The sequence below is a fragment of the Paenibacillus sp. FSL H7-0442 genome, assembly GCF_038593105.1.
Taxonomy (GTDB): Bacteria; Bacillota; Bacilli; order Paenibacillales; family Paenibacillaceae; genus Paenibacillus; species Paenibacillus polymyxa_D.
Window position 1 is genome coordinate 2955300 of record NZ_CP151963.1, and the last position, 24216, is coordinate 2979515.

The following is a 24216-nucleotide window of genomic DNA, read 5'->3' on the forward strand; positions in this document are numbered from 1 at the left end:
CTCCCTTCTTCTTCAGAAAAAATGGATAATGGCATTCTTTTGTTACATCGGATACCATCCTGTTCACCCTAGCGTTGCTGGTTGTCTGTCATGCCTGTATAAGCCTCTGCGAGAGAGCTGCCCCGGGTGGCCACCGCCTGTTTGCCTGCTGCTGCCCACAGAAATCCGCTGCGCATCATCTCGGTCACTTGAGGCATATCTATGATATCTGCGTGATGCCCCAGCGAATTGTAGAAGACGCGGCCGTTCCCCCAGCGCTTCGTCCATACAACGGGCATATCCACTGGCCCATTAGCTGAATGGGGGCCTGGTACGATCGGAAAGCGTGTGGTTGCCAGCACTTCAACTGCTGGGTCTACGTGGAGGTAATACTGCTCGCTTTTGACCTGAAAATCCTCAATATGGTCTAGAAGTGGGCTGGAGCCGCGCTTCATGTTCACCATGTACTCTACGCCGTCATTGCCGGGATGCGCAACCCATTGCCCGCCTGTCATAAACTGCCAATCCACATTGTTCCGGAAGGCATCACACATGCCACCATGGCAGCCTGTGAGACCTACGCCGCTTTGAACCGCAGCGGAGACATTATCGACCAGTTCCTGCTCAATCTGTCCCATGGTCCACATTGGAACGATCAGGTCCAGGTCAAGCAGTTTCTCTGCATCCTGGTAGGCTTCAAGGGTATTAGACACCTCCACCTCGAACTGCTCTTCCTTCAAAATGCGTTCAAAAATGGCCGCCACCTGCTCCGGCTCATGTCCGTTCCATCCGCCCCATACAATCAGTGCCTTGCGCATCTGTAATCCACTCACCTTTCGGAATGTATTGTTATACTACATTTCTTCAATGGATACCCAGCGGCGTTCCTCTATGGATCGTTCTACCGCTTCAAGCACAGCCTGACAAGCAACACCGTCACGGAAGTTCGGCGACGGTTGCCTTCCTTCAGAGATGGCACTCAACATCTCAAGCATCTCATGGGTGAAGGTATGCTCGAATCCAATCGTATGTCCTGCAGGCCACCAAGCTTCAGAATACTTGTGTGCCGGATCGGTGGCGAGTACGCGGCGAAAGCCCTGAACGTCTTCCTCATCCTGTGTGAAATACACTTCCAGTTCGTTCATTCGTTCAAAGTCAAACCGCACACTGCCTAGGCTACCGTTGATCTCGAATGAATTGGTGCTCCGATGTCCGGCAGCAAAACGTGTGGCCTCGAAGCTGCCCAGCGCACCTCCGGCGAAGCGTGCCAGGAACAGCGTGGCATCATCGACTGTCACTTCTCCCATTGGAGCATTTGCTTCAGTGTTTCTTTTGGAGCTCAACCCGCTCATCTCCAAAGCTAACGGGCGCTGCTGGATGAATGTCTCGCTCATGCCGATCACTTCATGGAACTCGCCAACCAAGAAGCGAGCGAGATCAATCAGATGGGCGCCAAGATCACCATGAGAGCCAGAACCGGCCACGTCTTTTTGCAGCCGCCATACCAGCGGGAAGGACGGGTCCATGATCCAGTCTTGAAGGAAGAAGGCACGAAAATGATAAATTTTGCCTAGGCGACCGCTCTCGACTAGCTGCTTTGCCAGCTGGACAGCCGGTGAAAAGCGATAGTTGAAGCCTACCATATGTCTGACCCCTGCTTGCTCTGCTACCTGCAGCATGTCACGTGAATCCGCCAGCGAGAGCGCAAGCGGCTTCTCACAGAACAGATGCTTGCCATGGAGGGCAGCCTCCACGACAATTTCTTTATGGGCATTACTCGGGGCGTTAATATCAATGAGATCAATATCGTTACGTTTCACTAGATCACGCCAATCCGTAACACTTTCGGTCCAGCCGTACTGGCGGGCAGCTGCCTGAACCCCCTGCTCGTTGCGTCCACAGATAACGGACATCTCTGGCTGCAGCGGGGCATCTGGGAAGAACATGGGTAGACTTCGGTAAGCGTTGCTGTGAGCCTTGCCCATAAATTTGTAGCCAACCATTCCGATACGAAGACGATTAGACATGTCGTGATCCTCCTTATGGGTCTGAGTTTCAACGAATTTTTGACGAATGGTGTTATTGACGAATGGATGACGCCCTGATAATCAGTTCTGTGGATAGGAGTTCTCTTATTGAGTCGCACCCGGTTAGTTCCAGAGCCGGAATGAGATGCTGAGAATCGGGTATAAGCTTCGAGGCTGCAAGCTCCCCCATCTCATAAAAAGGTACGCGGACACTGCTTAGCGGCGGAACAGCCATCTCAGCCGCATCCGAATCGTCATAGCCTACAAACGCCGGAAACCGGTCAGCTGCCAGTCCGCGCTCACGGAGACCCTGCATTACCCCAAGAGCCATCCGGTCGTTCGCCGCAAATACAGCATCAATATCATTCAATTGGTCTGCGATTGTAGCTGAGGCTTCGAGTCCGCTCCGACGGCTATAGTTACCTTCCAGAAGCAGTTCGTGGTCATATTCAATCCCAGCGTCCTGAAGCGCGGTACGATAACCCTTCATTCGCTCAGTACTATTGGAATAGATATCCGGGCCGTTGAGAAAGGCAATCCGCTTGTATCCCTGCTCGATGAGGTGACTTACAGCCGCCCGGCTGCCTTCTACATGGTCTGCATCCACTTCACAGAACGATTGCCCTTCAAAATGGTGATTCATGACGCAGAACGGACGTCCTTCTTCCTGAAGCCTCTTTAGAGCTTCCACCTCATCGTGGTCATCCCTGGCTCCAAGGATGATACAGGTATCGATCCTTTGCTGACGGAAAAGACTACTGTAATCAATCCGTTCCCCCGGCTTCCGGAACAATAGAAGCAGATCAAGTCCGCTGTCTCTAGCCTTGTTTCCGATACCGCTCAGCATCTCAGAGAAAAAATAGGCTGAGAACAAGTGCGCCTTCGGGACATAAGGCATAACCACACCAAGATGGCCACTCTTCCTTCGGGCAAAGTTACGGGCCAGCGCACTGGGAACATATCCAAGCTGATTGGCTGCGTCCAGAACCCTTCTTCGCGTATCCTCTTTGATAGGACCTACCGCATTCAAGACCCGGGATACTGTCGCTTCAGACACGCCGGAAAGTTCGGCTACTTCCTTGCGCGAAACAATATTACCCACCTCCAAATCATTTTATGTACGCGCGTACATTTTCTCATGCAGTCCTACCTCTGTCAATCCCAAAAAGCGTACCCCATAGATGGATAAGCTCTTTTCGTTACTAAAAGAACGTGGTCTCGTGGTTCCTACTGGCAAACAGTCAAAACACCTGATCATATACAAGATACAAAATGATTCTTTAAGGCTTGAGCATGCTGATCATTCCTACTCCTATCATCAGTACTGTAATTCCCGCAAGTATACCTATCCATTCCTGAGGACTCTTCTTTTCCTTAAATATTAAAATGCTGCCAACACAGGCAATAGCAATGCTCGCTTGAGAGATCGGAAAACTAGCCGCCATGCCGATCAGCCCATTGGAAATAAATAGTGCTAGATTCGCAATGCTCCAAACCAATCCTGTCGACAAATTGCGAACCACCAGAGAGAATCGTAGCCGCTTTTTGCCCTTCAGATTCATGGCCATGGCTGAGCATAGCATACCGAGCGATTGCGGCAGAATGACGGATAGCCCGGATATATGAAAAAACTGATTAATCACGACATAACTGCTTAACGCTAATCCCGAGCAAACCAACATTATGATAATGGGTACCGGCAAAGGCTTGGGCAATTCAGCAGACTTGCCCTGATAGCTGGTTAACAGAACTCCTGCCAATATACACAGAAGAGAACCAACGCCTATCGCATATTGGTACCCTGTTATCCATTCACCCAAAATAAGTGCGGCAAATAGCGTCGTCCCTATCAACTGCAGACCACAAATCACAGGAATGGCGATCGATACGCTTACTTTTTGAAAAGCTTGAAACTGGAGCAATTGTCCAGCGGCCCAAAAAATACCAGATATAAAACTTACCACAAAATGAATCGGTGTTAATGAGGTAGGATGAATGGTATACAAGCACAGGGAAAACAGCACAGCACCAATAACGGTACCTGTCAGCTGTTCTCGGGGACTGGCTTTTGTAATATGCGCCAGTATCGGCATAACTCCCCAGCCAAGGGCTGGAATAAAAGCAATAATGAAATCCACGCGCGAAATTCTCCTCCCGTAAAAAGTACTCTTCCTACAATCGTTAAAATGCCATGCAGGAAAAAATCCACAGTTTTACGATAGCAAAAAAAACCGCTTCTAAATACAAATATTTTTATAGATTTATATAGCAAAATCAAAGAAATTTTTTTCTATACGCGCTGGGTGATATGCTCATTACATTTTTAAAAGCTCGCGAAAAGGTCAACTGATCGGTATAGCCGACCGAATTAGATATGACCTGGATCGAATAGTCTGTATGCTGCAGCAATTCGCACGCTTTTTTAATCCTGAGGACTATCAGATATTGTTTAGGCGTTTCACCAGTTTCTAGTTTGAAAACGGAGGTCAGATAATTCGGATGTAGACCAAGGTACTCCGCTACTTCACTAATCTGGATGCCACTGATGTAGTTTTTCTCAATAAAGTTTATCGCTTGCACCGAATAAGGAAGCTGTTCCTTTATCGACATCGTTTCCCCCAAATTGTGTACAAGTTTGGCAAGAATATGGAATAAATACCCCTGTATAGCCAGCGATGAAGAAAGCGTGTTATCTCCGATCCGCAACATCTCAATAATCGTGGAATGAAAGAACGTAATATCTTCGATATCAATTATATAAGGGTTCTGGTGTGGAAGTGATATGTTCTGCAGGTAGATGTCGGATTTAATGCCCATAAAGCCGACCCAACTGTACTCCCAAGGCTCGGCTTCATCCGCCTGGTAATAAGCTACCCTATTGGCCGGAATTAAAAAAGCCTGTCCTTCTCCTATATCGTAATTTTTGTTGTCAATCACCAGCCTACCTCGTCCTTTTAGTACAAAATGAACCAGATTAAAATCGCGGGCGATGGGTCCAAAATCCTGTTTGGATAAGCAGAGCTCTGTGCCACAGTTATACAAAATCAAATCTGATATATTTTTATGCTCTGAACTGGTATACGTATCAACATATTGAATCATATTCTGGCCCATTGGCATCCTCCTCACTTTTCCAAATAAAGAACCTATGCTTGTTAATTTAACAGTATAGCATAAGTTAAGGATGACAAATGTCCAGAAAAAATTTGGCTCTAAACTATATTTTTTTGTAAGGTTCTTTGTTTTTCCCATATCCAACTTAAAAAAAGTCATGTATTTACTATCACTATCTTTGTTATGCTGATTCAATAATAACGCTTTCAAGTGGTTCGACATATTTTGAAAGGGGCTATGTACATGGCTAGTCTACAAGTTAACCAAAAGGAACGGACATTTCACTTAACGAACAAATACTGTAGTTATCTTTTCCGTGTCATGGAGAACGGGCAATTGGAGCATTTATATTACGGCAAAAAAATAGAGTACCTTGGTCAATATGACCGCTTTATCGAGCGAAGCTATCGTCCCGTGTCTGTCGGTGAGTTTGATAGTGACTTGGTGACATCGTTGGAAAGTATTAAGCAGGAATTTCCTTCTGCGGGAAGTGGAGACTTTCGAGAGCCAGCAATTGAGATCATACAGGAGGACGGATCTCATATAATGGAGTTCACTTATGACCATTACGAGGTAATCACTGGAAAACCTAAAATTCCTCATCTTCCAGCTACGTTTTGTAAGGAAGCACATGAAGCAGAGACACTCCTCATCACGCTGACCGATTCTCTTACAGGAACGGTGGCCGTGCTTGCTTACACCATCTTCAGCGAACTGCCCGTGATCACGAGATCCGTATCCATAACGAATTCCGGGAATAATCCCCTGAGAGTCAACCGTCTAATGAGCCTGAGTCTTGATCTTCCTGAAGCCGAATATGAAATTATTCATTTATCAGGGGCTTGGGGCAGGGAACGTCATGTGGAGCGTACACCATTGAGACCTGGGCTACAGTCGATTGGGAGCACTCGAGGAATTAGTAGTCATGTTCACAATCCATTTCTGGCGCTTGCCAAACCCGGATCACAGGAACACCAAGGAGAAGTATATGCGGTTAATCTCGTTTACAGCGGGAACTTTCTTGCCCAGGCGGAAGTGGACAGCTATTCAACTACCCGATTGATGATCGGCATTCATCCTGACAAATTCTGCTGGACCCTGAAGCCAGGAGAATGTTTTTATTCGCCTGAAGCAGTTCTGGTCTATTCTGAGAGCGGTTTAAATGGCATGAGCCAAGCATACCATAGCCTGTACAATAAACACTTAATTCGCAGCAGTTGGACCGAGCGGGAACGACCTGTATTGATCAATAACTGGGAGGGGACCTATTTTGATTTTACTGAGCAGAAAATAGTTGATATGGCAAAAAAAGCAGGTGAACTGGGGATTGAACTCTTTGTCTTGGATGACGGATGGTTCGGTCGAAGAAACAATGATACCTCTTCCCTCGGTGACTGGTTTGAAAATCCTGAAAAGCTACCGAACGGGATCTCGAATTTGGCAAAGAAGATCAATCAGCTCGGGATGAAATTCGGTCTTTGGTTCGAGCCGGAAATGGTTAACTCCGACTCTCATATTATGAGGGAGCATCCAGACTGGGTTGTGGGAACACCCGGCCGTCAACGCAAGCATGGACGTCATCAATATGTTCTTGATTATTCCCAACCGCCTGTCGTGGATTACCTGTTTAAGTTAATGGATGACGTGCTCTCTTCTGCTCGGATCGAATACGTAAAATGGGATATGAATCGCTGTATTTCAGAAGCCTATTCGTTATCTCTGGGCAAGGAAAGACAGGGCGAATTTTTTCACCGCTATGTCCTGGGTGTATATGCTTTATATGAGAAGCTGATTACCGAACACCCTGAGATTTTGTTTGAGTCCTGTGCTTCCGGTGGGGGACGGTTTGATCCAGGGATGCTTTATTACGCTCCGCAAGCATGGACAAGCGACGATAGCGAGGCTATAGAACGTCTGAAGATTCAGTATGGCACTTCCATGGCCTATCCGCTTAGCAGTATGGGTGCTCATGTGTCAAGCATCCCGAACCACCAGGTAGGCAGAACGGCACCGCTGCAAACTAGATCCAATGTCGCCTACTTTGGTATATTCGGTTATGAACTTGACCCATTGGCGTTGTCCGAAGAAGAGTGCAATGTAATTAAAAAACAAATACAAGTATATAAACGTCACCGACGATTAATTACACAGGGAACCTTTTACCGTCTGCTAAGTCCCTTTGAAAAAAATGAAACAGCATGGATGACCATTGATGCAGAACGTGAGCATGCTCTCGTCGGCTGGTACCAGGTTCTCTCACGCCCCAATGCAGCTTATTCACGGCTAAAGCTCATCGGACTGGACGAAATGGCAGTATATTTCGTGGAAGAATTGGACCGACGTTTTACAGGCAGCGAGTTAATGAACATCGGACTTATACTCACCCCGCCTTATAAGGCTGACCAGGATTTTAATATTGCGGAGAAATATGATTTTTCATCTGAATTATTCACTCTAACTAAAGAGACTTCCTCGTGATTGGATTATGACTTGAAGTAATGATATCAAAGACATGACTGAAGAGAGAAATCAAGGATTAAACGAAGAAGTGGTTATCCGTTATGCAGTGTCCGCTGTGTGGGAATTACGGATCAGAAGCAACTCAGTAATTGAGCTGCTTCTTTATTTATCAGGACCAAATACAAGATTGGCGGATTGCTTGGCTTTCTCAATGACATTCATGACCCTCTCGCTGTGTTCAAGCATTTCTGAGACTTTTTCCAAATCTTTTTCCTCGATGATACGGTCAAACTCAACGAATTCGTCATACATTCGATGGGGATGATCTTTCTGATCTACCCGGATTGGCGTTTCCTTATTCGCAGTGTAATCAAAGCAGTCGCATATATTTGCTGAACTTGCCATGTGTATAAAGCCCTTATTGCCTTGAACGTTCACTGCATTGGGAGCCGTACTGTCTTTTGAACCTATGCAGACACACTTGAAGTCACCGTAATCAAGCAGCAGCATACCTGAAGTATCAATTCCACGCTCCATGTTCGCCCAATACTCCACTTTCTTCGGGCTCCCGAAGAATCCAACAACCAAATGAATATTATATAAATTAATATCCATCAAGGCTCCACCAGACATTTCCGGATTAAACGCAGGCTGGATTATTCCCGCTTTGAAAGCTTCATACCGAGATGAGTATTGAGAATAGTTGCATTCCACTATTTTGATCTCACCAAGCTTAGGTAGATACTCCTTCATTGACAAATAATTTTTCAAATATTGATTCGTTATGGCTTCCACCAATACCAGTTTTCTTTGCTGAGCAATTTCTTTTAGCTCTAGAAATTCTTGCAAATTGGAAGTAAACGGCTTCTCACAGATGACATGTTTACCACTCAATAATGCCTCTTTCGCATATGAATAATGAAGATGATTAGGCAACCCGATATAAACTGTATCCACATCACGACTCATCAGCATCTCGCTGTAATCCGAATAAATCTGAGATATTCCATATTTACTTTGTAAATCCAGTAATTTCCCCTTGTGGCTAGGTCTAGAACAAATGCCCTTTAGTAAAATGGTCGGGATTTCCTGAATAAAGCTTAATAGATCCCCTACGATCATCCCTGCTCCGACAATTCCTAACTTCATTTTAGCTGCACTCCTCTATACCTTTTTCAAGTATTTCCATACACATTATCGTTTCTTCGTCTTTAATCACTTTTTCTTTACCAATTACGATCGACTGATACATATCGTCATACACTCGGGCATAGTCTCCCTTTTCAGAAACGATTTTATCTTCATGATACTCGCCCTTATCATCAAGGTATGTTAAAATGCCATAATGCTCAGGCTGGTCGATGCCGAAATCGGCGTGTCCCTTAGGCAGATAGTATAATTTAAGATGCTCCTCCTGACGATCCTTTGTCTGCTTTATAAAAACGCCTTTTTTGCCGTATACAACAAAACTCGGCCGCTCTTTTAAACGAAAAAAGCTGGATTTAATGGATACCTTAAGTGAGGGATAATAAAAATCTAGATCAAAATAATCATTCATTCTTCCAGAACCGAGCAATTGGCGCACGTCGTAATGGATCGTGTCAGGTTTCCCAAAATAGGCAAGAACCTGGTCAATGGTATGAGCGCCATGTCCATAGAGGTAACTGTTATATTTGGAAAAATGAGAGGTGGAGTTGGGGGTCTCAGGGCGGTAATAATCGAAATGCATTTCCACCTCCAACAAATCACCGAGTTTTCCTGATTCAATAACCTTCTTGGTAGTGAGGAAATCCGAATCGTAACGTCTGTTTTGATAGCACTGTATAATCAGATTTTTCTCTTTGGCATATTGGAAGATGGACACAGCTTCTTCTTTCGTTAACATAAAGGGTTTTTCAACAAGTACATTTTTCCCGTGGTCGAGTGCCATTTTCGCATAAGTGTAGTGGGATTCTACAGGTGTACAGATAACAATCAACTGAATTTCCTTATCGTTCATTAGAGATTCAAGATTATCAGTATACTGCACACCAGGGATTTTCTCCCACTCCCCTTTATCTGGATTACGGGCGTAGATCGTCTTTACGTTCAAATGATCTCTGGTCAATGAAAAAGGAAGATGATACCGATTGGTGCTTTTGCCATTCCCAATATAACCGATGTTAAGCATATTAATTCCCCCTAGGCTCTTTTTCATTTATTATAGAAGAAGAACGTTGATCGTAAAGGATTTGCCGCCAAAATGGTACAATCAACCGAATATTTTTAAAAATGTTTGTTTATTTTCAAACAAAATGTTTATTTTAGATCCTTTATCAAACGTCATTTCAATTGAACCGGAGTGAACCTGTTGAGAATACTGATGCAATTATCCGAAATGCAAAACTTTACACCAAACGAAAAAAGCATTGCATCCTATATTTTGCTTCATAAGGAAAGGATCCTGCACTTAAATATTCAGGAGCTTGCAAAGGCAACATATACTTCGCATTCCGCGATTAATCGATTAACACATAAACTTGGGCTATCTGGCTTCAAGGAGTTCATAATCAAACTTGCTCGGGAGTTTCAGCAGAATACCCAGAACATTTCCAATGTAGACCCCAACTATCCATTTGGTTTTGATGAATCCCCACTTCAAGTGGCGAAAGAAATTGCAGAATTAATGAAGGAAACGATAGAAAAAAACTTTACATTCATGGATGATGATTTATTGTCGCAAACAGCCCTATTGCTGGATCAAGCGAAAAGGATCTTTATATATGCGTTAGGAGATTCACAAATCCGTGCGAAAAGTTTCCAAAATAAATTAGTGAAAATTAACAAGTATGTGGTTATAGCTACGGAGCTGTCTGAGTGGGCGTACCATACGGCTAATCTTACGCCACAGGATTGCGCTGTTTTTTTAACTTACCACGGAAAATCACCGATCTTTTTAAAAGCAGCAAAGCACTTTACACATGAAAATATTCCTTTTATCACAATTACAGCAACCAGTCAAAATGAATTGGCCAAACTCAGTAATATCTGTATCCAGGTGCCTAATGACGAAGTAAAACATGCCAAGATTGGTACATTTTCGTCGCAAATTGCCTTTGACTATGTATTAAATGTGATCTACTCCTGTATCTATAAAATTGACTACTTAAAAAACATGCAATTCGCAACACAATCGTTGAAGAATTCGCATCTCAATGACATGATGAATGACGTGTAGAGGGATTAGCTTCTCTCTAACTGCAAAATAAGCGGCAATTTATAATTATATATGGTTGTTCTTCGACAAATAAGGTCTAGTTAGTTTTATGCTAACTAGACCTTTTTCTTTTATTGCTTCAAGCCCATCAGTACGGCCGACAGCAAGCTAGGAAAGCGTTCATTCAAATCATCGTAACGGATAGAGATAAAGCGTTGGGTTCCCTCTATTCTCGTATGAATAACCCCTGATTCCCGAAGAACCTTAAAATGATGAGACAAGGTTGACTTTGGAGCTGAAATATCTATCGAGCTGCAGGATTGCTCCCCTTTTTCGTCTAAAATCTGGATGATATTAAGCCGAATGGGGTCACTTAGAGCATATAAAACTGTAGGTAGAGTAATTTCAATTACGTTGGGATGATACAGCGTTCTCAAGATCCGTTCACCTGCCTAACAAAGAATTGTAGTTGCATTATAGCATATTGGAATGCTATATTTCTATTATTCGAAAATATTCGAACTATAGAACAAATGGAGGGTTTCGTTTTGAATAAAATTATCACCTTGTTTTTCTTGATCATGTTTTTCATTGGTACAGATACGTTCATTGTGTCGCCTCTTCTACCTATTCTTCGTGAAAGCTTCGGCATTTCTATCGAACAATCAGGCTGGATTGTTTCAGCCTATGCTTTAGGGTATGCTCTGTTTGCCTTAATTGCAGGACCGTTGTCAGATGCATGGAATCGAAAAAAAGTACTACTGTTCGGCTTACTTGGTTTTGGTATCTTCACTCTACTTTGCGGCTTTGCCGTTGATTTTTGGACCATGTTTGCTTTTCGCTTATTGGCTGGCATTAGTGCCGCTTTTGTCTCACCTCAAGTTTGGGCAGCCATTCCTCAGTTAGTTCAACCACATAAAGTGTTAAAAGCCATGGGAGTTGTCACCGCAGGATTAGCTTTTTCCCAAATGCTAGGCGTTCCCATTGGCAGCTATCTCGCTACCACCGGGTGGCAAACACCCTTTATTATGATTGGTTGCTGCACCTTCCTGATCGTTATTTGGACTGCTGTTCTCTTGCCCGCCTTGCCTCCTTCTATACAGAAGCAAAAGGCTCCCTCGATTAGGAACAGATACCGTTCATTGCTGCAGGGGTCAACACCTAAGGTCGCTTTCCTCGCCTACTTCCTGTTCCAACTCGGAAATTTTGCTGCCTTCTCTTTTATTGGCACATGGCTGTCCGACAAATTCAGCCTCAATGTTGCAAATATTGGTACGGTGATATTATTCCTTGGTTTAGGAAATACGATTAGTAGCTTATTCGGGAGCAGCTTAGTTAACAAAGTGGGGCCTAAGCACTCTTTGATCTATGGCGTAATTTTCATCGGTCTGCTTTATTTGCTTCTGCCCTATTTACCTAGTGTGACCTATGTCGAAATTACATATTTTCTGATCTTCCTTATCCTTGGAATGATTTTTCCGCTTATGATGAGTATGCTTCAAACCATATCTGCCACAGCACGCGGAACAGTTTCATCACTTGCCAATTCTTCTATGTATTTTGGAACAATGGTTGGCTCTTTCACAGCAGGAATGCTATACACTCACAGCGGTGGTTTTATTTCCGTTAGCCTGTTTTCTGTGATTTGTTTCGGTGTGTCACTAATCTTGTTCCTACGTAGCGGGGTTTTACTAGGTCTAAGACTAAAATAGAAACGAGTAACCTTAAAAATCGACATAAGCTCTATCTTTGGGCCAGGAAAAGAACTTATATTATTAGAAAAGCCACCAGTATGGCGGCTTCTTATGCATATCTACTGTTGTCTAGCTTCAAGGATCAATCTTCATCAATAGCATTTCGAATATCATAATCATTGATATCGATATCCAAGGCCATTCCAAGTACCAACTTTGCCAACTGATTTCCAATAAAGGGACCCATGGTCAACCCGGATGCTCCAAGCCCATTTGCCGCTATAAGGCCATTCCAGCCAGGAACAGCTCCGATCACCGGTAGAAAACCGGGTGTAAAAGGACGGAAACCAACTCTTACCTCCTGAAAAGTACTATTTGCTAAATCAGGTGCTAATTCTAAACCTTTATTTAGGATTTCTTGCGTTCCACCTGCTGTTACTCTTGTATCGTAGCCTTCGATTTCATTTTCGTGAGTCGCCCCTATTACGATCTTTTGCTTGTCAAAAGCAAGCAGATATTGATCAGAAGGCGGCATGATTACAGGCCAGGTGCCTGTGTCTTGCCTATTAGAAACCTGCAAATGCATAATTTGTGCTTTTTGATAACTAACCTTAAAATGAATGCCCAAAGGCAGCATCAGTTGATTGGCCCATGCACCTGCACAAACAATGACTTCGTCAGATGAGAAGCTGTTTGCACCGACCGTTACTCCTGTTACATGGTCGGAATCGTATTGAAGCACAGCATCCCCATGGATAAGGGTTGCCCCATTTCTTTGTGCTGATCGGATCAACGCATCACGCAGCGCCCGACCATCTATACGAGCGGCACCACTAATATGAACAGAATGGTAACCTTCTACTAACAAAGGAAATTGTTCATGGGTTTCCTTTTCATTTAGTTGCGTAATCTCACCGATTTCTGGCGCATCCGCTTGTCGTAAGTGTGCTCGCTCCTGCATTTTTTTAATTTTCTCCAAATAATTATGAATACTGAGAGCTCCAACTTGAGCATAGCCAGTTTCTGTTTCCCCCTCGCTTTTAAGTTCTTCAATCAATCCGGGGTAAAAACGTGCGCCCGCTTTGGCGAGCTGGTACCAAGCTTGATTGCGTCGCTGTGATAACCAGGGACAAATAATGCCAGCAGCTGCATCAGTCGCCTGTCCTTTATCTTTGCGGTCTACAAGAATGACATCAGCGCCCAATTTTGCTAACTGGTATGCTGTCGATGCCCCCAGAATTCCTGCTCCGATTACGATAACCCTCTTCATGAATACATCCCTTTCCTAAATCACTGTATCCATTATAGCGAATACCGCATGAATGCATAAAGTTTGAAACATTAATATTTCTATCCTTATAAAGTTCTTAGAATTGATCTGTAAAGTAGTTGTCAGAACGAATGAAAAGGATGAACTGATATGGATAACATTATTTTACAGACTAAAAATCTCTGCAAAACCTTTAGACGGCAACAGGCGGTGAACAACGTCACACTGTCTATTCAGGAGAATTCCGTCTATGGGCTACTTGGCCCAAATGGGGCTGGAAAATCAACCACCTTGAAAATGTTAACTGGTATGCTACGTCCGACAGGCGGTGAAATTTTATTCCAAGGAAAACCCTGGTCACGAAAATATCTCGCTCAGATCGGCGCACTGATCGAATCTCCTCCACTCTATGAGAATTTGACTGCTAGAGAGAATTTAAAGGTTCGTACAACCTTGCTCGGACTACCTGATTCACGAATTGATGAAGTACTGAACATTGTTGATTTGACTCATACCGGGAAAAAACGCTCTGGCCAGTTCTCGATGGGCATGAAACAGCGGCTGGGCATTGCTATTGCGCTCCTCAACCATCCCAAACTACTAATTTTAGATGAGCCAACCAACGGACTTGACCCCATTGGCATTCAGGAGCAACGCGAGCTGATTCGCTCCTTCCCGAAGCAAGGAATTACCGTAATTCTTTCCAGTCATATTTTATCCGAAGTCGAACAAATCGTTGACCATGTCGGTATTATCGCTGGTGGCATATTAGCTTACCAAGAGGCGGTTACACCAGGACAAGACTTGGAATCGTTGTTCATGCAGATTGCACAGGAATACCGAAAAGGGGATGAGTAGGATGCAGCAATATATAGCCGCCGAGCATCTAAAATTAAAGCGTACCTTCACGAAAAAGCTGGTCTGGCTGGCCCCCATCGTTACTCTTCTTCTGTGTACCGTGCTCATGGGGGGACATATGCTCCAAAGCGCCAGCTACAATTGGTGGTATTTCATGCTGCTGCCAGGTGCGCTCACCTTAATATGCTCAGGAGTGATCCAAAAGGATGGCAAGAAGCTGAAATACCGTGCTGTCCTTGGCATGTCTGTAGATTTGGCTCAGGTATGGTACGGTAAAATCGGGGTTTGCGTAAGACTCTTAATGGTTTCCTCTATTATTTTATTTATAGGGATAACTCTTGGCGGATTCGTATTCTCAACTACCGTGACACTAGCAGAAAGCGTCGCTGCAACTCTGATCCTCTTCATCACCTTTTTGTGGCAAGTTCCACTTTGCCTGTTCCTGACGGATCGAATAGGCATGTTTGCCACCCTAATCATCAACATGCTGGGCAACGTAGCCTGCACCGTCTTGTTCGCTACGTCTTCTGTATGGTGGGCGGTACCCTATGCTATTCCAGCACGATTGATGTGCGTCGTCATTCAAGTGCTGCCTAATGGGCTTGCCGTTCCTTCAGGAGATCCACTTTTGGATAAAGGTGTGATTGTGCCCGGTCTAGTGATCACAATCTGCCTGTTTATAATTCTGTCGATACTGACGGCGATGTCCTTCCGCAAGCGGGAGGCTAAATAAGATGATTTCTTTTTTCCGCTATCTGAAATCCGATGTGCTTAAACTTAGAAGGCAGCCCTTACTGCTTGTGCAGCTGTTTGTGCCGCTTTTAGGCATAGCAATCTTTCTAGCCTACTATTCCTTTACTCCGTATTCACCGATTTCGAAGATAGACGGCTATTTGCAGGTCCTGGCTGTGGTTCTTCCTACCATGATTGGTATTGTATGCTCCATTGCTGTTGAGCAGGAGTCAGTCGCTGGAAATTTCCAACACCTCTTGACCTCGCCGGTGAAGCTGTTACCTTTTCTGAGCAAGCTCACCCTGCTTCTGATCTTGGGATTTGGCAGTGTGCTGCTTGCCTCCGGTGGCTTTGGGGCTGGCTATATATATCTTATGAAAGAGTCCCCGTATGGCTTGAAGTTTTATGTGTTGGCTGCCTGCATTCTGTTTGTGTCCAGTGTGTTCCTTTATATTCTGCATTTTTTCATTAGTTTGCGATTTGGCAAAGGAGCTTCCATCGGTCTGGGTATTATGGAGAGTCTATTGTCCGCTTTGCTTCTTACAGGGCTGGGTGATCATAATTGGATATTCGTTCCCTCTGCTTGGGCGGCCCGGTTCATCACGATCTGGGTGCAATACGGCGTAAGCTCAGCAGATTCTATCCCTGAAGCTATACAGCTTCATTTGGGAATCAGATATTGCGTAGTAGGGACCTTAGTCATCATGGTATTATTAGGGTTATGGATTTGTCGTTGGGAAGGACAAAATTCGTTGGAGTAAAGATTAGAGTAAAGAAAGCAAGGGATGTGAATAAAGCATGGCAAACTTGTTGGCCGTTGATGACGAACCCGCCGTTTTGGCACTCCTTCAAAATATTTTGCAGAAAGATGGCCATGTTGTCACGGTGGTCTCCGCCTCCCCACAGGTTCTCACCATGCAGCTCGGAGCATTTGATCTTATACTGCTTGACGTGATGATGCCTACCATGGACGGATTCACACTCTGCCGGGAAATTCGCAGCAAGGTAGACTGTCCGATACTGTTTCTTACCGCAAAATCCATGGAGAACGATGTGATGTTGGGGCTTGGGGATGGAGCCGACGATTATATTGTCAAACCGTTCGGCACTGGAGAGCTGCGCGCACGAATCAACGCCCATCTCAGACGGGAGAATCGTGAACGGCGTAATGTATTCTGCATCGGGGAAGTTCATTTCAATTTGTCTGGCAAGGAAATCACCGTTCAGAATGTTGTAGTCCCGTTTACCAAAAGTGAATATGAGATATGTAAGTTTCTAGCTTTGAACTGGGGGCAGGTATTCTCTAAGGAGCAAATTTACGAAGCGGTCTTCGGCTTGGATGGGGACAGCGATTCCGCCACCATTGTGGAGCATGTCAAAAATATCCGGGCCAAGCTTGGCAAAGTAGAGGTTTCTCCAGTGGAGACGGTTTGGGGGATCGGCTACCGATGGAAGTAACCAAAGTACAACAAGCACGCAAGACTACCAAATTACGAACCATTTTCCTGGGTTATTTAGTTATGTTTTGTATTGGGACGATTGCGCTCGCTCTGTTCCTGGTCCTCATCTTCTATGCCCTGATATCTTATGGGGCCATTCTTCCCGCGAACTATGCGGAGAAGCAGGTACGGGAGGACAAGTCAATCATTGAAGCGGGCAAGACCCTGCAACCGAATTCTCAGATAAAACTGTATAAGTACGCGTTGTTCACTTCGGAAGGCCGCCTCATTGAAGGAAATCTTTCTGAAAACCAGGCCCAAGCCGCTTGGAGTGTTACGCAGCAGAGCAATACTGTGTATCAATTTCCCTATAACTATGTAAAAGTTCCACATCATGATGAAATTACTGTGATGCGCTATTCTGTCTCGGCACAGTTTGAACTTCCTATCCTGCGTCAATATCTGCCGAACGCAGAATTGTCCTTTTTGGCCGTGTTCTGTATCGCCTTCCTGGGGGGAGGTGCTTTACTGGCTTCCTCCTTCGGACGAAAGCTGGCACGTAAGATGATCGGATTGCAGCAGGCTACCAAACAAATTCAAGCACAGGATTTGGACTTCTCAATCAAGTTCAGTGGCGTGATGGAGATCGATCAGGTGCTGCATTCCATGGATAAAATGAAAGAAACTTTAAAGGCATCGCTTCAGAAACAGTGGAATCTCGAAAAATCCCGCCGCGAGCAAATTTCCGCTCTAGCACACGATGTCAAAACACCACTCACTATCGTTCGTGGAAACGTAGAGCTACTGTCCGAGACCGAACAGTCCGAAGAGCAAAAGAACTATACGGATTATATTGCGGAAAGCACCAGGCAGATGGAGCAGTATATTAAAACTCTCATTGACATTTCAAAAGCGGAAACACTAGTCACCCTGCGGGCGGAAACGATGGATGCTGACTTCTATTTATCGAAAGTGAAAGATCAGATAATGGCCTTGGCTGCTGTCAAAAAAATATCTGTAGCATTCGCTGCATATAACCTCCCTAAGACGCTGTATGCAGACCCAGTGCTACTTGAGCGTGCCATTATGAATGTTGCTTCTAATGCGGTAGATCAGGCGCCTGAATACAGCGAGATCCAGCTGATCGTAGAATCTGTTGAAAACTGTATTCGGTTCAGCATCGTAGACGAAGGCCCGGGCTTCTCTCCAGCAGGTCTCAAACAGGCCGCCGAGCAGTTTTATATGGGTGATTCATCCAGAAGATTAAGTGGACATTACGGTATGGGCCTGTATATAACAAAATCCATTGTCAACCTACATGCCGGAAAGCTGAACATCGCCAACTCCACCCAGACAAGCGGCGGACAGGTAAGCATTGAAATACCAATCAGTGCATGAATCATACAAGCGAGAATCAATCCTATCGTATACCTTAATCATTCCAGGTGCGACCAAGCCTAATCAGATCGAAACTAATCTTCAAACGCTGGGTATTCAACTAACTGTAGAAGTTCTTAAGCAGCTTGATATTCTTTTTAGCCAAAATAACTTGTTTACAGATTAGCTGATTGTCAATTTATAACTCTATTAGCGGGCGCTTATAAAGCGCCCCTTTTCGCATTTTACGTACACTTATTGGATAGTAGACAAAAAAGAGTTCTAAAGTTTTCACTTTAGAACTCTTTTAACAGATGCATTTATTTGGTAATCGTAATTTGTTTGGATGCAGTATTATAGTTCACCTGATACCCCGAAAGCTCGCTAATCACTCGTAATGGAACCAGCGTGTAGCCGTTAACAATAACCGGAGCTGTGATGTTCGTCGAATAACTTCGGGAGTTGTTTAACTCATATACGGCAAGGGTTGAATTCTTGACTTGAAGCACTACCTGTTTGCCGTCTGTAGGTCGATTCAGAATGATCTTTTTGGTCGATTTTTCATAATTCACCTCGTAACCTATCCGTTCACTGATAAAGCGCAGCGGGACCATCGTCGCCCCATTTATGATCCGAGGAGCCTGAGCCATCGTCGTAGCACGACCATCGACATAAGCTGATTTAGCTCCTGGTGTCAGGGTGAACGAAGATGAATAGGAGGAAACTGCATTGTTAGGATATGAAGACGTTGTACCAGAAGTGGTTGTCGTAGTAGAACTCGTCCCGGATGATGAACTACCGGTACCAATCGCTCTATTGCGAATAGCTTCTAGCCGATCCAGCAGATCGCTTTTACGGGTTCCGCTCGGCAGATCACTGATTGCATCTCTGGCAGAACGCCAGTCGGACGCATTTAGACTGTTTTCCGCAATTCGCATCAAATCTCTTGCTTTCTCATAGTTCGATGAACTAGATGAAGAAGAGTAGTAACCATCCGAATTCGTGCGTTCCGATATCTTTACACCACTAGATTCCCTTCCATTACTATTTACGGTTACGACCTTAATCTCATACCAGCGTCCTTCTCGTAAATCCGTAATTTTATAGGACTCAGAGCTTGTAGTCCCCTTATAATCACCGTCCGCATATATCTTCACCTTGTCGGCTCGACTCGGCATATCATAGGTAATTTTGATCCAGGTGTCGCTTTTGCTATCTACTTCAAGATTGGACACTTCTGACGAATTGGAGGACGTACTGTCCGTTGTGGCAGTCAGTCTCACACCGGAGGACAATGTACCTGTGCTTCGCTTGGATCTTATCGTGAATGTATAGGTCTGGCTTGCCGAAAGATTGTTGAAAGTATAGGATGTTCCAGTTGAATCGGTTACCAGTTGCCCGTCCTTATACAGACTGACCGTACTAATTCCGCTAGGCCTTGTCCAGGAAACAGTAACACTATAGTTATTAACTGATGTCACTGAAGCACCTGTCACATCGGGCACGATATCGGTAGAGACCGTAGAAGTTGTAACTGGAATACTAACTCCTTGAGATATATTTCCAGATTTGTCTATCGTTTTGACCGTTACGGTATAGGCTGTGGCAGCATTCAAGACATTAAACGTGTAAGACGTGCCTGTGGTTCTTTGAATTTCTGTACCATTTAAATAGACAATCGCTTGGCTTAAGTCAGCATCCTTAGGCAATATGTAATTGATGGTAAATCCATTATATCCTACATTCGTCGCTGTCAGTCCGCTTACTTCTCCTGGTGGTGTCTTATCCACAGGACCATCAATGGAAGCCGTTTTAGCCTGTATTGTTGTACCGAGAGATTCATTTCCACTCTTATTCACCGTTTTCACGCGAAAGGTATATGTCGTGTTCGGCTGTAAACCGCTTAACATATAAGAGTTACTTCTAATGTTATCTACATACACATCGTTAGTAACACCAACCACTTTTACGTGGTCAAAATTGATGTCCGACGGATTGTTCCAGGACAAATTTACTTTTGTTGTTTCTGTAGGAACCGCTGTCAGATTGCTTACCTCTGCCGGCGCGATATTCGCAGTCACTATTTGGCTCGACATTACTTTTAGCATTTGGTTAAGATAGGTGTTCTGACCATAACCTTTGGTTAACGTAGTCACTTTCGGACCTGAAGTAACAGGCAATTGACTACCTTGAGCGGTTGCTAATTTGGTATGTAACTGTGTTGTATTTAGGCCTGTCAGATTTGAGTAATGCCTCTCAGTCGGCAACGCGCTAGCCACTGCATCGGGTGTCAAAATGCCATATCCCGTATTCAAAATCAGTGTAGCCGTTGCGAACGGAGCCATCCATTGACGCAAACGTTTTTTATTCATATTCTATGCTCTCCTTGATACCAGTATGGAAATTTTATTTGTCAAAAACTAATAAGTTAAGCTTACAAGCCCTTCTGCTGCAATCCAGCTTTTAAAATATGTACCATAATGTACACACGTTCATTTAACTGTTATCGGAATTTGCATACAAAATGTTTAGGCTTCACACCGTATTTTTACTGATAGGGGGTCGCGCATACAATAGGGATACACATTTTGACAAGTTAAATGAAATTACAATTATCGTTTCCAGGAGCGCTAAGCTGTGTGACGTTGGCATCTGCCGTAAATATTCGATATATCGTAACTTTCTACCGTTTAATAACAATGCATTATAGGATATATTAAATTTTAAGTAATAAGAGAAAGAGGTGTATTATGTTCAAAAATGCCTTTAAGATGTTTGGTGTCATTGGTAATATTGAAGCAATTTCATATCTACTGCTTGTGTGTATCGCTATGCCACTTAAATACACAGCTGGAATACCGCAAATGGTAAGCTGGGTGGGTATGATCCATGGGGTACTGTTCGTGGCTTATGTTGTAGCGACTGTGGTCATGCTGATTATGCGGAAAATAACGCTACTGCAAAGTCTTGCTGCCTTGATTGCCTCACTGTTGCCGTTTGGCCCCTTCATTTTTGATCGTAAGGTGCTTAAGAAAGCCGAAGCACGTGCGAGTCATACCAGCCCGATAAAAGCTACATAAGCATGTACAAGGGCAAGTGCTAATACAACAACGCGGCTTTCTCTTCCCACTCATGCAGCAGTATACAAAAACAACCGATGGCTCTAAACCACTCGGTTGTTTTTGTATACGCGAATTTTAAATTGTTACTTTCCCACGCAGTAAGGGAGACTCTAACTTTGTCATTCTTGTTGTCCCTTTCTGCTATATTTATGTAATCACAACAACTAATCTCTCGGGTAATTTACACTCATAATATCCATAAAAGGAACTTTATCCGTTTCTCCATTACTCTCTACATGAACCTTCCCTGTTCTTGGGTCCATTTTAACAATCTGTCCGCGGGTTGTTTCTGCGCGTCCCCATACGGTCAATACAACCTCGGATTGCTCTCGTTGTGCTTCTACAAGCTGATTCCCGATTTCCTCCAGTACAAATTCATCCCGAGTAGGCCGTTTGGGTACCTTCGCTTTTGCCACTTGCTATCACCCTTCCTTTCGTGCAAAATCAAAATCAAATTCATTCTATTTTACCATACTTTTCATCATTTGGTGCTGGTAATGTGAGTAAAATTACGTCTCAGAACCACAAAAAAGCCGAGTTCTCAAAAACGAGAACATCGGCTCTCTAAAGTTACTTGTTGGAGCTCATTAGGAGAGATTGAAAATTGAAGAGACAGGATTATTTGACCAACTGTGGAATGTAATCCACGATATTATAAATAGGAGCACTGCTCTGTTGCGTAACGGCCAAAATCAATGCACCTTCGAGCATCGAAATGATAAGTACCGCCAGACTGCGTGCCTTTTCCTCGTCCCAGCCCGATTCCTGAAGACGCTCCATATAGATGTGCTGCCAATCTGTAAACGTATTCACACAAGCATGACGTAGCGATTCACTAATACAGGAAGTTTCCGCAGCAGCCCAGAAGCCAATCGGCATGAAGTCGTTAAAGCCGGTACGGTCTGCCTCCTCAGCTGTATTACGAATAAAATCCTGAATGGCTAGCACTGGATTATCATTCCCGTCCAGTGTCTGTTTTAATTTTTGCTTTATAAACTCATTCCCTCTTCTTATGCACTCCAAAGCCAATTCTTCTTTACCACGCGGAAAATAATAATAAAGTGACCCTTTCGGTGATCCACTCTCCGCAAGAATCTGATTCAGTCCGGTCGCGTGATACCCCTGATGAAAAAAGAGCTTCGATGCGGTTTGTACGATATTCTCGTATGATTCGGGTTTAGCAGCCATATACAGCATCCTTCATTATTTAATATTTACAACTTATACTTTGACAAAAAAATAACAACATGTTTATTATATATAGACCGATTGTTATAATTCAACACTATTAATTTATTTGGAGGAACAAAAACAACATGAGTACAATGAGTCAAACAAGTTCACCCTCTGAACCCAAAACGTTCAAGGTGCTACCTATTATGATTGCGCTGCTCCTTAGCGGCTTTATTGGGATGTTCAGTGAAACGGCACTTAACATTGCACTGAATGATTTGATGCAGATTTTGCATATTACAACTGCAACAGCCCAATGGCTGACAACCGCTTATCTGCTTACACTTGGTATTTTAGTACCTGTATCGGGATTGCTGATTCAAACCTTTACGACAAGACAGCTGTTTGTTACATCGTTGCTGTTCTCAATAGCTGGTTGTCTCGTTGCTGCGCTTGCACCTACTTTTTCAGTGCTATTGATCGCACGTATTCTTCAGGCCATTGGCACGGCGTTGTTATTGCCATTGATGTTTAACACCATCTTGATCATTTTCCCAGCTGAAAAGAGAGGCGCGGCTATGGGGATCATCGGATTGGTCATTATGTTCGCACCGGCAGTGGGCCCTACCATTGCAGGACTGGTACTGCAAAATCTGTCTTGGCACTGGATCTTCTGGATCTCCCTTCCGTTCTTGGTTCTCTCACTGATTTGCGGTATTTTATTTATGCAAAACGTTTCAAAAACGACCAAGCCCAAAATTGATTTTTTATCTATCCTGTTATCTTCCATTGGCTTCGGCGGTGTCGTGTTCGGTTTCAGTAAATCCGGAGAAGGTGGCGAAGGTTGGGCTAGCCTGATGGTTCTGCTTCCTGTGATTGTCGGTCTGATATCGTTGATACTGTTCTCTGTACGTCAATTGAAAATGAAGCAGCCTATGTTGAATTTGCGTGTATTTAAATACCCTATGTTTGTTATTGGCGTTATTATGGTGTTCCTATGTATGATGACGATCCTTTCTACGATGCTGATTCTTCCACTCTTTTTGCAAAAGGGGCTGGCTCTGTCTGCTCTAACAGCAGGTTTAGTACTTCTGCCCGGTGGGATTATCAACGGCCTCTTGTCTCCTATTATGGGTTCATTGTTCGATAAATTCGGTCCCAAGTGGCTTGTCATTCCAGGACTTGTGATTGTAGCTGCTGTTTTGTTTTTCCTGTCCGGCATTACAACAACATCAACTCTTGTACTCATTATTGTGCTTCATAGCTGCTTGATGATCGGCATTTCCATGATTATGATGCCAGCTCAGACAAACGGCCTAAATCAGCTCCCTATGGATCTATACCCAGACGGAACAGCCATTATGAGTACGCTCCAACAAGTTGCTGGTGCAATCGGTACAGCTGTAGCGGTAAGCATTCTCTCCAAAGGTATGGAAGGCTATTTGAGCCAATCCAGTATGCCTGAATCCGTAAATGAAATGGCCAATGCCATGACAATCGGATCACAAAATTCATTTTTCTTTGCGATGATCATCAGTGTGATCGGGTTGATCCTTGCCTTTTTCATCCGCAGAGTTCATGTTGAACATGGCACTGCCAAAGCTCCCATGCACTAATTCATAATTTTCATGTGACCCCAAATTAAAAATATGTGAATAAACTTAAAGACTGCTAACCATATCACTATTGGTTAGCAGTCTTTTTGATATGAATTTACATACACATTCGTCAATTACATATTTACAAAGCACCTTCATTTGGTTACGATATGATTT

The 24216-nt window shown here is 44.0% G+C and carries 22 protein-coding genes; 10 read left to right on the forward strand and 12 right to left on the reverse strand.

Annotation, left to right across the window (positions count from 1 at the left end; translation table 11 throughout):
* Positions 1-68 precede the first annotated feature (68 nt).
* From MHH57_RS12785 to MHH57_RS12805, 5 genes are all read right to left on the reverse strand, one after another.
* Positions 69-797, reverse strand: coding sequence for a ThuA domain-containing protein (locus MHH57_RS12785; protein ID WP_029515175.1), 729 nt, complete (start codon positions 795-797; stop codon positions 69-71).
* Positions 798-833: 36 nt separating this feature from the next.
* A complete protein-coding gene (locus MHH57_RS12790) occupies positions 834-2006 on the reverse strand; it encodes a Gfo/Idh/MocA family oxidoreductase (protein WP_039273095.1) in 1173 nt (390 codons plus the stop codon).
* A 52-nt stretch (positions 2007-2058) separates the two neighbouring features.
* Entirely contained in the window at positions 2059-3114 is a 1056-nt protein-coding gene (locus MHH57_RS12795) for a LacI family DNA-binding transcriptional regulator (RefSeq protein ID WP_176715732.1), read from the reverse strand.
* Positions 3115-3286: 172 nt separating this feature from the next.
* Positions 3287-4144, reverse strand: a complete 858-nt coding sequence (locus MHH57_RS12800; protein ID WP_342434176.1) for a GRP family sugar transporter — start codon at positions 4142-4144, stop codon at positions 3287-3289.
* Between the two features lie 136 nt (positions 4145-4280).
* The gene (locus MHH57_RS12805) at positions 4281-5120 is read right to left on the reverse strand and encodes an AraC family transcriptional regulator (RefSeq protein ID WP_029515168.1); all 840 of its coding nucleotides are present in this window, start codon (positions 5118-5120) and stop codon (positions 4281-4283) included.
* Between the two features lie 243 nt (positions 5121-5363).
* Between MHH57_RS12805 and MHH57_RS12810 the strand changes: the two genes are divergently transcribed.
* On the forward strand, positions 5364-7598 hold the full coding sequence (locus MHH57_RS12810) for an alpha-galactosidase (RefSeq protein ID WP_069011834.1): 2235 nt from the start codon (positions 5364-5366) through the stop codon (positions 7596-7598).
* Positions 7599-7742: 144 nt separating this feature from the next.
* Here MHH57_RS12810 and MHH57_RS12815 read toward each other — a convergent pair whose 3' ends face one another.
* Both MHH57_RS12815 and MHH57_RS12820 read right to left on the reverse strand, forming a co-directional pair.
* Positions 7743-8729, reverse strand: coding sequence for a Gfo/Idh/MocA family oxidoreductase (locus tag MHH57_RS12815; RefSeq protein ID WP_342434177.1), 987 nt, complete (start codon positions 8727-8729; stop codon positions 7743-7745).
* Between the two features lies 1 nt (position 8730).
* Entirely contained in the window at positions 8731-9750 is a 1020-nt protein-coding gene (locus tag MHH57_RS12820) for a Gfo/Idh/MocA family oxidoreductase (protein WP_069011831.1), read from the reverse strand.
* Positions 9751-9930: 180 nt separating this feature from the next.
* Here MHH57_RS12820 and MHH57_RS12825 point away from each other — a divergent pair, with 180 nt between their 5' ends.
* Entirely contained in the window at positions 9931-10797 is an 867-nt protein-coding gene (locus MHH57_RS12825) for a MurR/RpiR family transcriptional regulator (protein ID WP_342434178.1), read from the forward strand.
* Between the two features lie 110 nt (positions 10798-10907).
* Here MHH57_RS12825 and MHH57_RS12830 read toward each other — a convergent pair whose 3' ends face one another.
* Positions 10908-11213 carry a helix-turn-helix domain-containing protein gene (locus MHH57_RS12830; RefSeq protein WP_014599797.1) on the reverse strand — a complete coding sequence of 102 codons (306 nt, stop codon included), beginning with the start codon at positions 11211-11213 and terminating at the stop codon, positions 10908-10910.
* A 111-nt stretch (positions 11214-11324) separates the two neighbouring features.
* Between MHH57_RS12830 and MHH57_RS12835 the strand changes: the two genes are divergently transcribed.
* Complete coding sequence (locus MHH57_RS12835; protein ID WP_340932283.1) at positions 11325-12488, forward strand: MFS transporter; 1164 nt, start codon at positions 11325-11327, stop codon at positions 12486-12488.
* Between the two features lie 124 nt (positions 12489-12612).
* On the opposite strand, the gene MHH57_RS12840 is transcribed toward MHH57_RS12835, so the two are convergent.
* Positions 12613-13740 carry an FAD-binding oxidoreductase gene (locus MHH57_RS12840; protein WP_342434179.1) on the reverse strand — a complete coding sequence of 376 codons (1128 nt, stop codon included), beginning with the start codon at positions 13738-13740 and terminating at the stop codon, positions 12613-12615.
* A 150-nt stretch (positions 13741-13890) separates the two neighbouring features.
* Here MHH57_RS12840 and MHH57_RS12845 point away from each other — a divergent pair, with 150 nt between their 5' ends.
* Genes MHH57_RS12845 through MHH57_RS12865 form a run of 5 tightly spaced genes read left to right on the forward strand, consistent with a single transcriptional unit; the run spans position 13891 to position 18167 of the window.
* Positions 13891-14598: a lantibiotic protection ABC transporter ATP-binding protein gene (locus MHH57_RS12845; protein WP_069011825.1), complete on the forward strand. Its 708-nt coding sequence runs from the start codon at positions 13891-13893 to the stop codon at positions 14596-14598.
* A 1-nt stretch (position 14599) separates the two neighbouring features.
* A complete protein-coding gene (locus MHH57_RS12850) occupies positions 14600-15331 on the forward strand; it encodes a lantibiotic immunity ABC transporter MutE/EpiE family permease subunit (RefSeq protein ID WP_342434180.1) in 732 nt (243 codons plus the stop codon).
* A gap of 1 nt (position 15332) precedes the next feature.
* Complete coding sequence (locus MHH57_RS12855) at positions 15333-16091, forward strand: lantibiotic immunity ABC transporter MutG family permease subunit (protein WP_069011822.1); 759 nt, start codon at positions 15333-15335, stop codon at positions 16089-16091.
* Positions 16092-16128: 37 nt separating this feature from the next.
* Entirely contained in the window at positions 16129-16788 is a 660-nt protein-coding gene (locus MHH57_RS12860; protein ID WP_029515155.1) for a response regulator transcription factor, read from the forward strand.
* A complete protein-coding gene (locus MHH57_RS12865; protein ID WP_342434181.1) occupies positions 16779-18167 on the forward strand; it encodes a HAMP domain-containing sensor histidine kinase in 1389 nt (462 codons plus the stop codon). Before MHH57_RS12860 ends, MHH57_RS12865 begins: the two co-directional genes overlap by 10 nt.
* Before the next feature lie 299 nt (positions 18168-18466).
* Here MHH57_RS12865 and MHH57_RS12870 read toward each other — a convergent pair whose 3' ends face one another.
* A complete protein-coding gene (locus MHH57_RS12870; RefSeq protein WP_342434182.1) occupies positions 18467-20518 on the reverse strand; it encodes a fibronectin type III domain-containing protein in 2052 nt (683 codons plus the stop codon).
* Between the two features lie 378 nt (positions 20519-20896).
* Between MHH57_RS12870 and MHH57_RS12875 the strand changes: the two genes are divergently transcribed.
* Complete coding sequence (locus MHH57_RS12875) at positions 20897-21226, forward strand: DUF3817 domain-containing protein (protein ID WP_342434183.1); 330 nt, start codon at positions 20897-20899, stop codon at positions 21224-21226.
* A gap of 206 nt (positions 21227-21432) precedes the next feature.
* Here the strand turns inward: MHH57_RS12875 and MHH57_RS12880 are convergent, their stop codons facing one another.
* Together MHH57_RS12880 and MHH57_RS12885 are read right to left on the reverse strand one after the other, a co-directional pair.
* The gene (locus MHH57_RS12880) at positions 21433-21684 is read right to left on the reverse strand and encodes a YolD-like family protein (protein ID WP_029515150.1); all 252 of its coding nucleotides are present in this window, start codon (positions 21682-21684) and stop codon (positions 21433-21435) included.
* 202 nt (positions 21685-21886) lie between these two features.
* The gene (locus tag MHH57_RS12885) at positions 21887-22456 is read right to left on the reverse strand and encodes a TetR/AcrR family transcriptional regulator (protein WP_029515149.1); all 570 of its coding nucleotides are present in this window, start codon (positions 22454-22456) and stop codon (positions 21887-21889) included.
* A gap of 137 nt (positions 22457-22593) precedes the next feature.
* Between MHH57_RS12885 and MHH57_RS12890 the strand changes: the two genes are divergently transcribed.
* Entirely contained in the window at positions 22594-24057 is a 1464-nt protein-coding gene (locus MHH57_RS12890; RefSeq protein WP_069011926.1) for a DHA2 family efflux MFS transporter permease subunit, read from the forward strand.
* Positions 24058-24216: the final 159 nt, after the last annotated feature.

What these genes read in the sequence shown, in the direction of transcription:
- MHH57_RS12785 (WP_029515175.1), bottom strand. Translation starts at nt 797, where the DNA reads ATGCGCAAGGCACTGATTGTATGGGGCGGATGGAACGGACATGAGCCG.
- MHH57_RS12790 (WP_039273095.1), bottom strand. Translation starts at nt 2,006, where the DNA reads ATGTCTAATCGTCTTCGTATCGGAATGGTTGGCTACAAATTTATGGGC.
- MHH57_RS12805 (WP_029515168.1), bottom strand. Translation starts at nt 5,120, where the DNA reads ATGGGCCAGAATATGATTCAATATGTTGATACGTATACCAGTTCAGAG.
- MHH57_RS12810 (WP_069011834.1), top strand. Translation starts at nt 5,364, where the DNA reads ATGGCTAGTCTACAAGTTAACCAAAAGGAACGGACATTTCACTTAACG.
- MHH57_RS12815 (WP_342434177.1), bottom strand. Translation starts at nt 8,729, where the DNA reads ATGAAGTTAGGAATTGTCGGAGCAGGGATGATCGTAGGGGATCTATTA.
- MHH57_RS12820 (WP_069011831.1), bottom strand. Translation starts at nt 9,750, where the DNA reads ATGCTTAACATCGGTTATATTGGGAATGGCAAAAGCACCAATCGGTAT.
- MHH57_RS12840 (WP_342434179.1), bottom strand. Translation starts at nt 13,740, where the DNA reads ATGAAGAGGGTTATCGTAATCGGAGCAGGAATTCTGGGGGCATCGACA.
- MHH57_RS12845 (WP_069011825.1), top strand. Translation starts at nt 13,891, where the DNA reads ATGGATAACATTATTTTACAGACTAAAAATCTCTGCAAAACCTTTAGA.
- MHH57_RS12850 (WP_342434180.1), top strand. Translation starts at nt 14,600, where the DNA reads ATGCAGCAATATATAGCCGCCGAGCATCTAAAATTAAAGCGTACCTTC.
- MHH57_RS12855 (WP_069011822.1), top strand. Translation starts at nt 15,333, where the DNA reads ATGATTTCTTTTTTCCGCTATCTGAAATCCGATGTGCTTAAACTTAGA.
- MHH57_RS12860 (WP_029515155.1), top strand. Translation starts at nt 16,129, where the DNA reads ATGGCAAACTTGTTGGCCGTTGATGACGAACCCGCCGTTTTGGCACTC.
- MHH57_RS12865 (WP_342434181.1), top strand. Translation starts at nt 16,779, where the DNA reads ATGGAAGTAACCAAAGTACAACAAGCACGCAAGACTACCAAATTACGA.
- MHH57_RS12870 (WP_342434182.1), bottom strand. Translation starts at nt 20,518, where the DNA reads ATGAATAAAAAACGTTTGCGTCAATGGATGGCTCCGTTCGCAACGGCT.
- MHH57_RS12875 (WP_342434183.1), top strand. Translation starts at nt 20,897, where the DNA reads ATGTTCAAAAATGCCTTTAAGATGTTTGGTGTCATTGGTAATATTGAA.
- MHH57_RS12885 (WP_029515149.1), bottom strand. Translation starts at nt 22,456, where the DNA reads ATGGCTGCTAAACCCGAATCATACGAGAATATCGTACAAACCGCATCG.
- MHH57_RS12890 (WP_069011926.1), top strand. Translation starts at nt 22,594, where the DNA reads ATGAGTCAAACAAGTTCACCCTCTGAACCCAAAACGTTCAAGGTGCTA.